Source organism: Shimia sp. MIT910701 (assembly GCF_047126315.1).
In the GTDB taxonomy this organism is placed as follows: Bacteria; Pseudomonadota; Alphaproteobacteria; order Rhodobacterales; family Rhodobacteraceae; genus Shimia.
Window position 1 is genome coordinate 1,129,193 of sequence record NZ_CP138953.1, and the last position, 14,090, is coordinate 1,143,282.

Sequence of the window (14,090 nt, forward strand, 5' to 3'; positions counted from 1 at the left end):
TTTCACATCAATCCTGTGTCACAAAAGCCCGCTCAGCGGCAGCACCAGCGCAGGGGCGTCTTCAAAGGCCACGGCCTCCATCTCGGTCAAAAGATAGCTGCGACCGTCCGCAATGGCCCGCACCTGCGCGCCCTCGCGGCTGAATTCATACTCGCTCTGTGTCCCCGGCAAGATCGCCCGATCGGTACCCGGCCCACCATGCAGCAGATCGCCCGGACCCCGCGCCACCAGCACATCGTTGCCGCCCATGCCCAACAGCACATCGCGTTTGCCGGTGCCTTCCAGCCGGTTGGTTTCGTCGTCACCAAGGTAAATTCCGCCGTGCAGGAAAGTATCTTCGGCGCGGTCCTCACTCCAATGTGGGCCGGTGAGGTTATACTCCATCAGCACGTCATGCCGGGGCGTCTTGTCCCCTAAATACCGCAGATGCCCCCAGCTGCCCCATTTGCTCGGCTTGCCCACATCGGTAAACGCATTGAAGCTCTGCCCGCCCAAACTGCGCCAGCTTGCCAGCAGCTCTTCATACATCGCGCCCATCTCGGCGCTGGTGCTGAACTCCATGAAAAACGCCGTCAGCGCCGCGTCATTTGCCTCAACACCCACACCCACCGCATGGTTGCCGCCTTCATACATCACCAGTTTCAGACCATTCTTGCGCGCCACATCGCGGTGATACGGCAGCAGCTTCCCGGTCAGTTCCTTCAACTCCCCCTTGCGCAGCCACGCCGCCGCCTGCGCCGCCACGCCGTCATGCGCGTGGTCCTCTACATAAGCCGTTAGCGCCGCCCGTTGCAGCCCTTCTGCCGCCCCCGCAGCCTCGGCCTTTTTGCGCGCGTCCGCCAGCCAGCCGTGCAGCTCTTGCGCGCCTTCATCTTCCAGCCCCAACGTCACGCCAAAATAGCCTGTCACACCGTAAGCCTCAAACAAGCTCACCGGCGCCGGATTGCCCTCCGCCTGCCACAGCGGCGCCTGCAGAAGTCCCTCTTCAAAGCCGGGCCAGCCGGTGTGTGTCGCAATCACACGCGTCAACCGCCCTTCGGCCGCCTCGCCATAAACCTCGCCCCAAATGCGCGCCATCTCTGCGGCGCGCATGCCGGCAAACTGCATCTGCACGTCCTGGCCTTTACCCCAACGCGCTTCGCCCTCTTTCAATGCCCATTGCGCCTGCTCAAAGCCCCAGTTCCACATCTCGTTGGAGTATTCGACATGGGCGTTGAGCGCGGCATCCAGATGGTCGTGCACATAGCTGGCAAAAGCGGTCAGGTAGCCCTCATCCGCCAGATGCGGCATGGTGAACCACGGGTCCGCGCCAATCTCATTGGCCAGCCGCACCATCACCTCCACCGGCACCCCGCGCCAGCCATAGGTGAAGTCACTCTGCAAAGGCCGCCCGTCCCAGCTGGACTGGGTAGAGCCATTCGTCTTCATCCAATCCATAAATCGCACAAGGCGCAGGTCATCGACCACGTTGAGCCAGGCCGGGTTGAACACCGCCCCGGCCTCCGCCAGCATAATGTAGGGCTGCGCCATCACCTGAATGTCGCGCACATAATCGCCGGTCATATCCGGGTCCGGTTGGCGGATCTTGATGCCCACCGGTCCTTCGCCGGGCGTGAAGTCAAACCAGATCTCCCCTGGAACCTTGGAGGTTACCCGTGCCCGCCCAGTGAGCTCAATCTCCCCCACGCCTTGCCACGTCACCCGATAGCGCCCGGCGAGACCGCTGGCCTCTTCCGGCAGGTCGGTCAGGATAAGCGCCTCAACCGACTCGATGTCCTCTGGCACGCCCCAGACCCAGCCATCCTCGTCCAGCAAGCCGCGCGCATCCAACTCTTCGAAGCTCACGCCGCCCCATTGGCCGGGCAGATGCCCCACCCAAGGCCGTGCAGTTTTCATCACATCGATAAACGGCCGCTGCGTGGACCAATCGCTGATCCCGCTCAACCCCATGGCCAGCGCCGGATCGGCCAATCCAAGCCCGGCTAGCTGCGGCGCATCTCCCTCTGGCGTGCGAAAGGGCACACCGGACGGCACCTCCCGGGCCGCCGCTTGCTGCAAAGGTTTCAACACCAGCCGGTGAATTTCATCGCGCACCGCTTCCCAATAGGTGAGCACATCCGCATGGATGCTCTCCGGAATATCCAGCACCAAGGGCAGCTCCGCCTCATAGAGACCCACATAAGTGATCGCGGCGGCCAGGAAATAGGTGGTTGGCGTGCCATGGGGCGCGTCGTCGGTGTAAAACACTTCCGCGTCCAACCCATCCAGCACGCCGCCTTCAATCAGCTCCGCCAAGGTGCTCGCCACCGGGATCAGGTCAATCTCCGCATCCGGCCGGGCCTCGCGCAGCGCGTCGACATAGTCCTCAAACCACTCATGGTAATCGCCGCTATTGAACCGCTGATACTTGCGCATCTGCCGCGCACTGGGCGGGAACTTTTTGACCTGACCGCCCATGTCAGCCCAGCCTTCATAGATCGCAATCCGTATCGGTCCCACGGCACTCTGCATGGTGTCGATCACCTCCAGCGTGGCCGACAGCGGCGAAGCATTGTCCGGGTTGTCGCCATGGAAGGCTTTGTCGGCGTCTTGATACTGAATGAAGTTCGCCGGGGTGATCACAATCGTATCCCAGTCCACGTCGGCAAAGTTGCGATAGTCCCGCGTCCAGCCACGTTCTACATCGCCAAATCGCCATCCGGCGCTGGGTGTTTCACTCTTTGCAAAATCGCGCAGAAAGCCCCATTGCCCGTCCAGTTTTAATTCCGTGCCTGCCGCCACTGCCATTTGGCTTAACCAATGTGGCACAGCGGTTTCATCGGTGTCGGTCAGGTGATGCACCAGGCTGTTGCCAAACACATAAACCGTCTGCGGGGCAGGGGGCTCTGTGGTTTGGGCTGTGTCCTGCGCCGTGGCAATCTGCGCCGTCACCAAAAGGGAGACCGCCGCAACCGTCGCCCCAAGTCTCTGTTTCAAGGTCTTTGTGAACACGCGCCGCGTCCTCCTGGCCTGTTGTTGGGTCCAATATGGGCGATTTAGGGGGCTGTTCAAAGGGGATTGCTCGGGAATAGGGACCTAGGGTTAGGGTTGAACGAACTACGTAGTCTTACCACCTTGCCCGTGGCCCCACCCAAAAGGCACTGTTGGTGTCAGATCAGGCAGTTTGGGAGGCATCCATGATCGGCACAGCTCTACCGCAGGACCGGGGTTTTGACACCAACCGCTTGGCGCAGCTGTCGGGCTGGATGGATCGATTGGTCACGGATCGCAAATATGCCGGCTGCGGCGCTTTGATTGCGCGCGACGGCGACGTGGTGTTTGACCACGCCACCGGTCTGCGCAGCATCGCCTCCGGTGCGCCATTTGAGCGGGACACCGTGGCGCGGATTTATTCCATGACCAAACCAGTCACCACAGTTGCACTGATGATGCTGGTGGAGCGCGGCCTTGTGCATCTGGATGCGCCGGTGTCCAATTTCATTCCCGCCTTCAAAGACTGTCACGCGCTGGTGCCCGGCGCGTCGACGATGGATCAGGTGGAGCCCTGCGCCACGCCCACGTTGCATCAGTTGGCGACACACACCAGCGGTCTGAGCTACCCGTTTAATCCCGGCCTGTTGGCCAATCAGATGGACGCGCAGGACCTGATGTTCAAAGCCAACCAGGGCGCACTGGCCGATATGGCGGATCAGGTGGCGGCCCTGACATTGGCGTTTCAGCCCGGCACGCGCTGGGAGTATTCCGTCAGCATCGACATTCTGGGCCGCGTGATCGAAGTCATCACTGGGCAAAGCCTTGCCGAGTTTTTGCAAAGTGAAGTTCTCGACCCGCTGGGCATGTCGGAAACTGGATTCTCGGTCATTCCCGGCACAGAGGAGCGGTTTGCCGATCTCTACACGCCGCTTGAGGGCGACGCGATGGCGCTTAATCAGGCGAAGATCGGCGCGGACACCCTGCGCCTTGTGGACACAACCGACGGCTCGCCCTTCCTCAACGCTTCCATGCACTCTGGCGGCGGCGGTTTGGTTGGCACCATGGACGATTACCTGCGCTTTGCCGAAATGCTGCGCCGGGGTGGCGCGCTGGGCGACGTGCGTCTGCTGTCCCCGCGCACCGTGCGCTTCATGACCTCCAATCACCTGCCCGGCGACATCGCCTCCATGGGGCCGATGAGTTTTGCAGAACAGCCGATGGACGGCATGGGCTTTGGTCTCGGCGGGGCCATCGTGCTTGACCCGGCCCGCGCCCGCTGTCCGGGCAGTGTTGGCGACTTCAGCTGGGGCGGCATGGCCTCGACTTTCTTCTGGATTGATCCGGTTGAAAAGTTGTCGGTGGTGTTCTTCACACAGCTCTCGCCGTCGAGTTCTTATCCGACCAGGCCACAGCTCAAAGCTTTGGTACATGCGGCTCTGACGGACTAAAGGTTAACGGCGGGCGAGTGCCAAAATATGCACCTCCGCAAAACAGACGTGATACCGACGTAATACCGACGTGGATTTTGGCGGGTTAACGGGCGCTTCTCAGCACCACCCGCGCCACCAGATTGAGCGCCAGAAAGAGCACCGCCGCCGCGCAGACAATCGACGGTCCGGCAGGGGTGTCCATCTGATAAGACAATCCCAATCCGCCCACTGCCGCCAGCGCCCCAATGCCCGCCGCGCCAAAGGCCATCGCCTCTGGGGAGCGTGCCAACGCGCGCGCCGCAGCCGCCGGAATGATCAGCATCGCCACAATCAACAACGCGCCGACAACCTTGATCGCGACAGCCACCACAATGGCGAGGCCGAGCGTCATAAGTTGTTGTTCTCGCTTAGGATTGATCCCGCTGGCATAGGCCAGTCCACGGTTCACAGTCGAGGTCAAAAGCGCCTGCCAGCGCCAGGCCATCAGCCCGATTACAATAGCCGCGCCGATCCAGATCACCAGCAGGTCAACCTTGCTCACTGCGAGGATGTCGCCGAACAGATAGGAGTTCAGATCCAGCCGAATACCCCGCAAAAACGACACCGCCACTAGGCCAAACGCCAGCGCAGAATGCGCCAAAACGCCCAGAATCGTGTCCACGCCATAGCCTTTTTCCGACAGGTTGGACACGGTCAACGCCATCGCCAAAGCCACCCCAAGCGCCCCGATGAAAACCGATACACCAAACCCCAAAGACAGCGCCACCCCAAGGATCGCCGCATGCGCCGTCGCGTCGCCAAAATAGGCCATGCGGCGCCACACAACAAAGCAGCCCAAGGGGGCAGCCGCCAAGGCGACGCCCACGCCTGCAAAGAGCGCGCGGATCAGGAAGTCGTCAAACATATCAATGGGATCCGTGGTCGTGCCCGCAATCATGCGCATCGTCATGATCGTGGTGATGGTGGTGGTCATGCTCGTGCCGATAGAGCGCGAGCGCGCCATGGGTGCCGGTGCCAAAAAGCGCGCGATATTCTGGTGCCGAGGCGACAATTTCCGGCGTGCCGTGACAGCACACATGGCCATTCAGACAGACCACACGGTCCGACGCGCTCATCACCACATGCAGCTCGTGACTGACCATGAGCACCGCCGCCCCGGTGTCTTGGCGCACTTGCTCGATTTGGGTGTAAAGATCCGCTGACCCCGGTTGGTCCAAGCCAGTGGTCGGCTCATCCAGAATGAGCAGGTCCGGCTTGTCCATCAACGCTCGCGCCAACAGCACACGCTGAAACTGCCCGCCGGACAGGCCAGCCATCGGACGATCCTGCAACCCATCCGCGCCAACCTGTTGCAGCGCCGCTTGAATGTCCGCCGCACTGCGCCGCTTGGGCAGAGACAAAAAACGCGCCGCCGTAAGTGGCATGGTCGCATCAATGGCAAGTTTCTGCGGCACATAGCCAATCCGCATGCCTGCGGCTTTCAGAATGGTGCCGCTGTCCGGTTTCAGGGCCCCGATGATACAGCGCAGCAAGGTCGACTTGCCGCTGCCGTTGGGCCCCACAATGGTGACAATCTCACCCTTGTCTATTGTCAGCGCAACGTTGGCCAAGGCCTGATGGTTGCCCTGTTGCACCGACAAGCCGTTGACAGTCACCAGCCTCATACGGCGGTCTCCGTGTCGCGACAGGTCGGGCACATTCCCTCAGCCTCAACAATGGTGTTTTCGATCTTAAATCCAATTTTTTCAGCCACTTCGCCGAGTGTGGACTGCAAAGGTGCTGCGGTTTCAGCTACAGTTTCACATTCGCGGCAGATCAAGAAAACCGGGGTGTGAGAGTCTCCCGGATGGGCACAGGCGATGTAGGCGTTGAGCTTTTGGATTTTGTGGGCAAAGCCATTGGCCACCAGGAAATCCAGCGCGCGGTAGACCACCGGTGGCTGCGCGGCGAAGCCTTCATCTGACAACATGCCAAGGATGTCATAGGCTCCCATAGCGCGATGTTCCTGCAGCAGGATTTCCAGCACACGCCGCCGGCCTTTGGTGAGCCGCAGCCCTTGCGCTTCGCAGGCGTCCTCGGCGGCTTTCATACCACCGCCGACACAGGCTGCGTGATCGTGCTGTCCAAAGCCCACTGTTTGCATGTCGCCTCTCCACTCAAAAGGATGACTTGATATAGTATAACATTTGCACTAGAGCCAGCGCAAATATTCAAACCAGAGGATACCCTCATGCGAATCATCAGCGCGGCCTTCGCGGCCTCTCTTGTAGCATTTTCCGCGCAGGCCGATGCCCCAAAGGTGGTGACAGATATTGCGCCGATTCAAGCGCTTGTTGCCAAGGTGATGGACGGGGTCGGCACCTCCAAGCAGCTTCTTCCTGCCAATGTCTCACCGCATGACTACGCCATGCGCCCATCCGAGGCTCGCGCGCTGCAAAACGCCGAGCTGGTGATTTGGGTTGGGGCCGAACTGACCCCAATGCTGGAGGATTCGATTGAGTCTTTGGCGAGTGAGGCTGCGACGCTGGAACTGCTGCATCTGAATGGCACGCGCGAATTGGAGTTCCGGGAAAGCGAGACCTTTATCGAGATGTCTCTGGGTGGCAAAGATCCTCACAATCACGGTGATGATCACCACGACGAGCATGAAGAACATACAGATCATGACGACCACGACGACCACGACGAGCATGATGATCACGATAAGCATAATGACCATGCTCATGAGGGTCACGCTGATGAGGATCACGACGATCATGAAAAGCATGAAGATGAAGAACATGCGGAGCACAAAGAAGGTCACGACGATCATCACGATGAACACGACGCACATGGCTCCCATGACGGTCACAGCCACGAGGGTGTCGACCCACACGCCTGGCTTGATCCTGAAAACGCCCGTTTCTGGGCCAGCGCAATTGCCTTGAAGCTTTCTGAAATCGACCCGGGCAACGCGGCGGCCTATCGCGCCAACGCCGCGGATCTGGATGCGGAACTGGCCGCTCTCACGACATCGATTTCAGAACAACTGGCGCCGCTTCAGGGCAAAGGCTTTGTGGTGTTTCACGATGCCTACCAGTATTTCGAAACCCGGTTTGACCTCGCGGCGTCCGGTGCTTTCTTGAACGGCGATGGCGCATCGCCAAGTGCAGCGCGTTTGGCGTCCATCCGAGATGTGCTGACCGACAACAACATCACCTGTGTCTTCACAGAGCCGCAGTTCAATGACGACATCGTGAAAGCGATCAGCGAAGGTCTCGATCTGCATTCTGAGGAGTTGGACCCAACCGGCGCCAAGCAGGACGCACCAAATTATGTGGACCTGATCCAGACTTTGGCCAACCAGTTTGAGGCCTGCCTGTCGCACTAAGGCGTCAGGTCCAATGCAACGCTGCGGGGCGGATCTCAAACGAGATGTGGTGCGCCCCGCCTTCTAGCCCATCCACTGTGTGGTTCGCCAAGGCACGCCAATAAGGCTGGATGGTTACCGCGTCGTCTTGCAGGATTTTTTCGCCCTGCGCGACCAACGCGCGGCGTTTGTCGATGTCCACGGTGCCCAAGGCCTCGTCTAGGATGGCGTCAAACGCGGGGTTTGAATAGCCAAACTCGTTCCACGCCTCGCCGCTGCGATAGGCCAGAGCCCAGATTTGCACGCCAAGAGGGCGGTGGTTCCAGTCCGTGGCGCTAAACGGGAAGCTGTCCCAGTTGTCCCAATAGGTGTTGCCGGGCACGACACGGGTTTTGGCTTTGAAACCAGCGTCCCGCAGTTGTGCCACCACGGCGTCGGTGGTGTTTTTGCGCCAGGCGTCGTCGATGGTGTGAATTTCCATCTCGAAATCCTCGGCGCCCACCTCTTTTAACAATGCCCTTGCGCCTTCGGGGTCGTATTCCGGCACACCAATGTCGGCGTATTCCGGATGGGCTGGTCCAATGTGGTGGTTTTGCGCCACCTCGCCACGTCCATCGTTGCCCAGTTCCAGCAAAATGCCATTGTCCACGGCTTTCATAATCGCTTGGCGAACCCGCGCGTCCGCGTAGGGTTTGATGCCGCCTACCTCGGCTGTCTGATTGGGGCGGACTACAACCGTGGCCATGGAAATCACATCGTGTTTGGTCCAGCCGCCAAAGCTGCCAATCAGATCGGCGTATTCGCCATCAACGGAGTAGGTCATATCGATGTCCCCGTCCTGCGCCGCGCGGGCCCAGGCGGCAGGGTCGGTGCCAAAATCAAGAAACTCGATCCGGTCCAGCCAAGCGCCATTGCCCGCGTTCCACCAGCTATGATTGGCATTGCGCACAAGCACGCCTTTTTCACCAGGGAGCAAACTCTCGGGCAGGTAAGGTCCTGTGCCAATGGGGTTTTCCAACATCTTCGCCGCATCAAATCCGTCCGGCACAATCGCGGCAGGGTAATCCGCCATGCCGGGGATCAGGGAGATGTCAGGTTTGGGCAGGTTGAGCCGTACCGTGTGGTCATCGACAACCTCTATGGCGCCTTCCAGCGCTTGGTTGGTGTTTGGATCAATCAGTGTGGCAAAGCGCCCGGCCATGGAGTTGCCAGCCATGTCGCGGTCACACCAGCAGTGGATGTTGCGGGCCACATCCTCTGCGGTGAAGGCGGTGCCGTTGTTCCATGTCACGCCTTTGCGCACAAAGAGCGTGTAGGTTTTGGCATCGTCAGAAATCTCCCAGCTTTCTAATAGCGCGGGCTTGAACGTGCCGTCGCTTTCATAAGTGATCAGCGTTTCAAGCCAGCCACGTGTGAAATTGGCGATCTGTGGCCAGTCAAACAGGCGCGGATCTTTCAGCGCGCGCACCTCTTGCTGAATGCGGACCGTACCGCCTTGTTTTGGCGCGGTTTGCGCGGCCGCGGGCGTGGACAAGCCCAACATTCCATACGCGGTGGCGGAGGTGGCCCCAAACGCGCTCGCCAGGGCCAGGAACTCCCGCCGGTCCACGCCGCGTCGTCGCACCCTGTCCGCGTGGTGCAGAAGGTGGGAGGGTAGCGGCTGTCCGTTGCGTTTGGTAAAAGTCATGGCGTCCTCTTGAGCAGGCGGAGGTCGAGGTGGCGTGTATCTATTCTTCACTGTGTGTGTTGCAGGGGCAAGACATAAGCCTGTGATCTGACAGGTGTTTCCGGCAAGACTCAGCGTAGGATGTTTTTCTTAAGGGCTGTTTAGCCGTGCCTGCGCGCTGTGGTATGCACAGTTCAAACAAACCTTGAGGCCAGTTCGTTGCGCATTTTGAGCGTCACATCGGTGCGAAATGAAGCGCCCTACCTGTTGGAGTGGATCGCGCACCATCGCGGCGCGGGGCTGACGGATTTTCTGATCTACTCAAATGACTGTGATGATGGCACGGATCAGATGTTGTCATTGCTGGCGGACGCAGGCGAAGTGGTGCATGTGCCGCATGTGCCAGAGCCGGACAAAAGCATCCAATGGCAGGCGTTGCGACAGGCCTGGAAACATCCGCTGCGCAAGGTGGCAGACTGGATCATGGTCACGGATGTGGATGAGTTCCTCAACATCCATGTGCCGGGACATCAAATTCCTGATCTGCTGGGCAAAGTGCCAACAGACACCGATGCGATCATCATGCCGTGGCGCCTATATGGCAACAATGAACGTGTCGCCATTGACGATGTGTCGGTCACCGAACAGTTCATCCGCTGCATCCCGGCGGAAGCGCAATACCCGGTGGCGGCCAGCCTGTTCAAAACCCTGTTTCGCGCCAAGGGGCCTTTCAACCAGCTGGGCGTGCATCGTCCCAAGCAGAAAGACCCGGACAAGGCTGGTTGGCCCAAAATGGTCGATGGCTCTGGCCAACCCGTGCATCCGTTTCTGGCCAAGACCCCGCAGCGCTTGTCACTCTATGACCTAGGCGTCGCGCGGGACTTGGTGGAGTTGAACCACTACGCGGTGCGCTCGGCAGCGGCCTTTGTCGTGAAGCGCGACAGGGGGCTGCCCAACCGCGCGACCAAAAAGGTCGACCTCGCTTATTGGGTGGAGCGCAATTTCAACACCGAAGAAGACACCTCCATCGCAAAGATGCGCCCGGCAACGGAGCGGGAGCTGCAGCGATTACTGGCCATTGAAGGCGTCGCAGAGGCGCATGCCGCTGGTGTCCGTTGGCATCAAGAGCGATTTCAGGCGTTGATCGCGCAGCCGGAGGTGCAGGAACTGATGTCGCAAATTCTTTGTGCCGGCAGCAGTCAGGTGCCCCCTCGCGATTTGCAGCGGCAGTTGGTAAAGTGGTATCAATTGGCCAACTATAAGAATTCCTGACACAAACGTGCAGGCAGGCAGGGTAAAACAAGGGCCACAGCATGGGCAAAGCAGCGTTTCATTATCGCGAATTGTCACACACGCAGGTGTCGGGCAGCACGGTGTTGTCATGCCTAAAGCTGGATGAGGCCAAACAGCCCGAATGCATGGCCTTCTTTAAAACAGGCCTCACAGAGAACGCTCTGAAGGCCGGAACAAAAACCAAAATTTCAAACCTTCGCAGCGTTGGCAATGGGTTGATCGTGAACCTGACCTACGAAAGCGACGCGCCAGCGGTCAAGGTGAATGGCCAAGAAGTCAGCCTGCCGATGCAGCCTCAAGAGCTGGATGTCTTTGCCGCGCTCAATGTGATGCTAGCAGTGCGCACCGGCGAGACCCCACAGGCCACCTTGGACTGGCTGCGCTACCACGCCCGCCATCACAACCTGCAAGGCGCGGTGATCTTGGATCGGGCCGAACCGGGCACCGACGCGGCCTATCTCGAAGAGTTGGAGGCCGGTGTGTCCATCATTGCCGGGCTCAAGCAGGTCATGGTGCTGCGTGCTGACACGCCATTGGGCGCTTTGGACTTGCCGTCGGAAGCTCATCCTTTCAACGCCCCTGATGCACCTGGCAAAGACCGGATGGAGATTCCGTCTCCCAGCCCATGGGACTCGCCGCTGGCCGAATTGCAACTGATCGAGATGATCCGCTACCGCTGGCTCAACACCGCGCGCGCCATTGCTCTGTTGGATATTTCCGATCTGGTCATGCAGATCAAAGGCAAGGGTACCAAAGGCCGGACTCTGTTTGATATGGCAGTGAAGTCTTCGTCCGGTGTGGTGACATTGGTCGGGCAGCACTGCTACCCATGGCGGGTGCGCAATGACGACGCGGTCAGCCATGGTGACCACATCTGCGTGCAGTTTGACGCGGCCAAAATGCGCCGCCGCTGGGTGGTGGCCCCGCAGAAGACCGGACCTGAGGTGGTCTGGCGCTTGATCCGCGTGGTTGGCGCGAAACCCGAAGCAGACGAATGGGTCAAATTCTACCGCTGCATGGGCCTGCGCCACCCCACTGACAGTGTCGGGCAGATTGTGCCCAAGACCTCGCTGATTGAAGAGGCGGAGCTGATCAAACTGTCTAAAAAGAAGTTTGACCACAAACCGATCCGCATGCCGGAAATCGCCGCCCCCAAGGTAAACCCGGCGGCCAACGATGTGGCGATAATCACCTGTATGAAAAACGAAGGGCCGTTTATCCTTGAGTGGCTGGCCTATCACCGCGCCATCGGGGTGAAGGACGTGCTGGTCTACACCAATGACTGTAACGATGGCACCGATACCTTCTTGGATCTGTTGCAGGACAAAGGCTTTGTGCAGCACCGGGAAAATCCGTTCAAAGGCACCAATCTCAAACCGCAACACGCCGCGCTTCAGGCCGGGGAGAAAGAAGAGATCATCCAAAACGCCGATTGGGTGATTTCCATGGATGTGGATGAGTTCATCAACGTCAAAGTGGGGGACGGTACGCTGCCCGCGCTGTTTGAGGCGGTGGGCGATGCCAATTTGATTTCCTGTACGTGGCGGTTGTTTGGCAACTCAGATGTGCATGAGTATGCGGACGAACCGTTGATGGCGCAATTCACCCGCTGTGCCCGTGAAATGACGCGCAAACCGCATCAGGCGTGGGGCTTCAAAACGCTTTACCGCAACATTGGCCTGTTTAAGAAGCTGGGTGTGCACCGGCCCAAAGGGCTCAATCCCCAGCTTTGGTCCCACATCAACTGGGTGAACGGCTCCGGCCAACCGCTGCCCAAGGACATGTACCGCAACGCCTGGCGCTCCACGACTGACACCATCGGCTATGATCTCGTGCAGCTTAACCACTACGCCGTGCGTTCGGCTGAGAGCTTCTTGGTGAAGCGGGACCGAGGCCGCGTGAACCATGTCGATCGCGATCAGGGCATGGCTTATTGGTTCCGGATGAACAACAACACCGAAGAAGACACCTCGATCCAGCGCATGATCCCGGCGATGCAGGCGGAGATGGATCGGCTGTTGTCGGACCCTGAGATTGCCGAGGCACATGCGTTTTCCGTGGATCGCCACCGCGCCAAAATCGATGCGCTCAAGGAAACTTCCAACTACAGCAAGTTCTATGACGACCTGACCAGCGCCCGTCAGGAACGTCTGGCACGCCTGCATCCGCATTTTGGCGCCAACGTCTTCTTGGCTGGTCCTGAGGTCATCCCCGATTGGGTGGTGGAACGCGATTTGCCGGAGGACTTCTTCTTCACCGTCGAGAAGCAAGACACGGCGCACTAGCGCAAATTGTCGTGGAATTTCCGAAGACAGCCCAATGGTTTCCGCGTAAACTGTTTCCAAAGTAAGAACAAAGGTTGAGGTAAAATGGCCAAACTTCCCGAAATCGCGTCCCTATGGATTGGCGGGCAGCTTTCCTGGTTGGAGCAGCTCTGTCTGAAATCCTTTGCGGATGCGGGCCATCACACCACGCTTTACAGCTACGAAGAGATCCCAAATGTACCTGAAGGGGTGCATGCGGCGGATGCGGCGGAGATTTTCCCGGGCGAGCCAATGCACCGCCACGCGCGCACCGGCAGCCCGGCAATTCATGCCGATCTGTGGCGGCTCAACATGCTGAAAAAGACCGACAAGATTTGGGTGGACGCGGATGTCTATTGCTACCGCCCGTTCAACTACACCCGCAAATCAGTGTTTGGCTGGGAAAAAGAGGGGCTGGTCTGCAATGCCGTGCTTGGTCTGCCAAAAACCTCCAAAGCGCTCGATGCGATGTTGACGTTTTTTGAAGACGAATACGCGATTGGCCCGTGGTTGAAGCCTTGGCAACAAAAAGAGCTTCAGGCGGAGAAGGACGCAGGGCGTCCGGTGCACATGACCGAGCAAAACTGGGGCTTTACCGGCCCAGCGGCGGTGACCTATTTCCTGCAGCAGTCCGGCGAAATCAAATATGCGGAGCCTGAAACGGCGTTCTATCCGGTGTCGTTCAAAGACCGCAACAAGATGATCCGCAGCGCGTTTGACATTGAGAAAGACTGGCTGACCGAGGAGACCAAGGCGGTGCATTTCTGGGCGCGTCGGATGAAGCCGCGTTTGGAAGAGAAAGAGAACAACCGCCCGCGGCGCGGCTCGTTTATGCACAAGGTCATGCAAAAGCACGACATTGACCCGGATGCGGCCCTGATCCCACCCAAGAAGAAAACCGCCAAAGCCCCGATCACCGATCCGGAGTTTCAGGCCAAGGTGGCCATTGAGTCGCTGAAAGGTGAGGCTTCGGTCGAAAAACTGTCGCGCGATTTCCTGGTGGAAACCGGGCAAATCAAACAATGGCGAAACCAGCTGATCGAGGGCGCACCCAGCCTTTTTCGGGAGGGCTGAGC

Annotated in this window: 10 protein-coding genes; 5 read left to right on the top strand and 5 right to left on the bottom strand. The window is 59.2% G+C overall.

Going from position 1 to position 14,090, the window contains the following annotated elements; all coding sequences use genetic code 11:
• Window positions 1–18: 18 nt before the first annotated feature.
• The gene (locus SIB38_RS05305) at window positions 19–2,991 is read right to left on the bottom strand and encodes a calcium-binding protein (protein ID WP_412551569.1); all 2,973 of its coding nucleotides are present in this window, start codon (window positions 2,989–2,991) and stop codon (window positions 19–21) included.
• A 185-nt stretch (window positions 2,992–3,176) separates the two neighbouring features.
• Between SIB38_RS05305 and SIB38_RS05310 the strand changes: the two genes are divergently transcribed.
• Complete coding sequence (locus SIB38_RS05310; RefSeq protein WP_412551570.1) at window positions 3,177–4,421, top strand: serine hydrolase domain-containing protein; 1,245 nt, start codon at window positions 3,177–3,179, stop codon at window positions 4,419–4,421.
• Window positions 4,422–4,506: 85 nt separating this feature from the next.
• Here the strand turns inward: SIB38_RS05310 and SIB38_RS05315 are convergent, their stop codons facing one another.
• Genes SIB38_RS05315 through SIB38_RS05325 form a run of 3 tightly spaced genes read right to left on the bottom strand, consistent with a single transcriptional unit; the run spans window position 4,507 to window position 6,546 of the window.
• The gene (locus SIB38_RS05315) at window positions 4,507–5,307 is read right to left on the bottom strand and encodes a metal ABC transporter permease (protein WP_294116254.1); all 801 of its coding nucleotides are present in this window, start codon (window positions 5,305–5,307) and stop codon (window positions 4,507–4,509) included.
• 1 nt (window position 5,308) lies between these two features.
• Window positions 5,309–6,067 carry a metal ABC transporter ATP-binding protein gene (locus tag SIB38_RS05320; RefSeq protein WP_412551571.1) on the bottom strand — a complete coding sequence of 253 codons (759 nt, stop codon included), beginning with the start codon at window positions 6,065–6,067 and terminating at the stop codon, window positions 5,309–5,311.
• Window positions 6,064–6,546: a transcriptional repressor gene (locus tag SIB38_RS05325; protein ID WP_294115954.1), complete on the bottom strand. Its 483-nt coding sequence runs from the start codon at window positions 6,544–6,546 to the stop codon at window positions 6,064–6,066. The genes SIB38_RS05320 and SIB38_RS05325 overlap by 4 nt, the downstream gene beginning before the upstream one ends.
• An 87-nt stretch (window positions 6,547–6,633) precedes the next feature.
• Between SIB38_RS05325 and SIB38_RS05330 the strand changes: the two genes are divergently transcribed.
• The gene (locus tag SIB38_RS05330; protein WP_412551572.1) at window positions 6,634–7,773 is read left to right on the top strand and encodes a zinc ABC transporter substrate-binding protein; all 1,140 of its coding nucleotides are present in this window, start codon (window positions 6,634–6,636) and stop codon (window positions 7,771–7,773) included.
• 4 nt (window positions 7,774–7,777) lie between these two features.
• On the opposite strand, the gene SIB38_RS05335 is transcribed toward SIB38_RS05330, so the two are convergent.
• Window positions 7,778–9,439 (bottom strand): ABC transporter substrate-binding protein, encoded by a 1,662-nt coding sequence (locus SIB38_RS05335; protein ID WP_294115956.1) that lies wholly within the window; start codon window positions 9,437–9,439, stop codon window positions 7,778–7,780.
• 207 nt (window positions 9,440–9,646) lie between these two features.
• Here SIB38_RS05335 and SIB38_RS05340 point away from each other — a divergent pair, with 207 nt between their 5' ends.
• The 3 genes from SIB38_RS05340 to SIB38_RS05350 all read left to right on the top strand — a co-directional run bounded on the left by SIB38_RS05340 (window position 9,647) and on the right by SIB38_RS05350 (window position 14,088).
• A complete protein-coding gene (locus SIB38_RS05340) occupies window positions 9,647–10,690 on the top strand; it encodes a glycosyltransferase family 2 protein (protein WP_294115957.1) in 1,044 nt (347 codons plus the stop codon).
• A gap of 41 nt (window positions 10,691–10,731) precedes the next feature.
• A complete protein-coding gene (locus tag SIB38_RS05345) occupies window positions 10,732–12,996 on the top strand; it encodes a glycosyltransferase family 2 protein (RefSeq protein ID WP_412551573.1) in 2,265 nt (754 codons plus the stop codon).
• Between the two features lie 84 nt (window positions 12,997–13,080).
• Window positions 13,081–14,088: a hypothetical protein gene (locus tag SIB38_RS05350; protein WP_412551574.1), complete on the top strand. Its 1,008-nt coding sequence runs from the start codon at window positions 13,081–13,083 to the stop codon at window positions 14,086–14,088.
• Window positions 14,089–14,090: the final 2 nt, after the last annotated feature.

Coding starts and splice junctions, on each gene's coding strand:
- SIB38_RS05310 (WP_412551570.1), top strand. CDS start 3,177: ATGATCGGCACAGCTCTACCGCAGGACCGGGGTTTTGACACCAACCGC.
- SIB38_RS05315 (WP_294116254.1), bottom strand. CDS start 5,307: ATGTTTGACGACTTCCTGATCCGCGCGCTCTTTGCAGGCGTGGGCGTC.
- SIB38_RS05320 (WP_412551571.1), bottom strand. CDS start 6,067: ATGAGGCTGGTGACTGTCAACGGCTTGTCGGTGCAACAGGGCAACCAT.
- SIB38_RS05325 (WP_294115954.1), bottom strand. CDS start 6,546: ATGCAAACAGTGGGCTTTGGACAGCACGATCACGCAGCCTGTGTCGGC.
- SIB38_RS05330 (WP_412551572.1), top strand. CDS start 6,634: ATGCGAATCATCAGCGCGGCCTTCGCGGCCTCTCTTGTAGCATTTTCC.
- SIB38_RS05335 (WP_294115956.1), bottom strand. CDS start 9,439: ATGACTTTTACCAAACGCAACGGACAGCCGCTACCCTCCCACCTTCTG.
- SIB38_RS05345 (WP_412551573.1), top strand. CDS start 10,732: ATGGGCAAAGCAGCGTTTCATTATCGCGAATTGTCACACACGCAGGTG.
- SIB38_RS05350 (WP_412551574.1), top strand. CDS start 13,081: ATGGCCAAACTTCCCGAAATCGCGTCCCTATGGATTGGCGGGCAGCTT.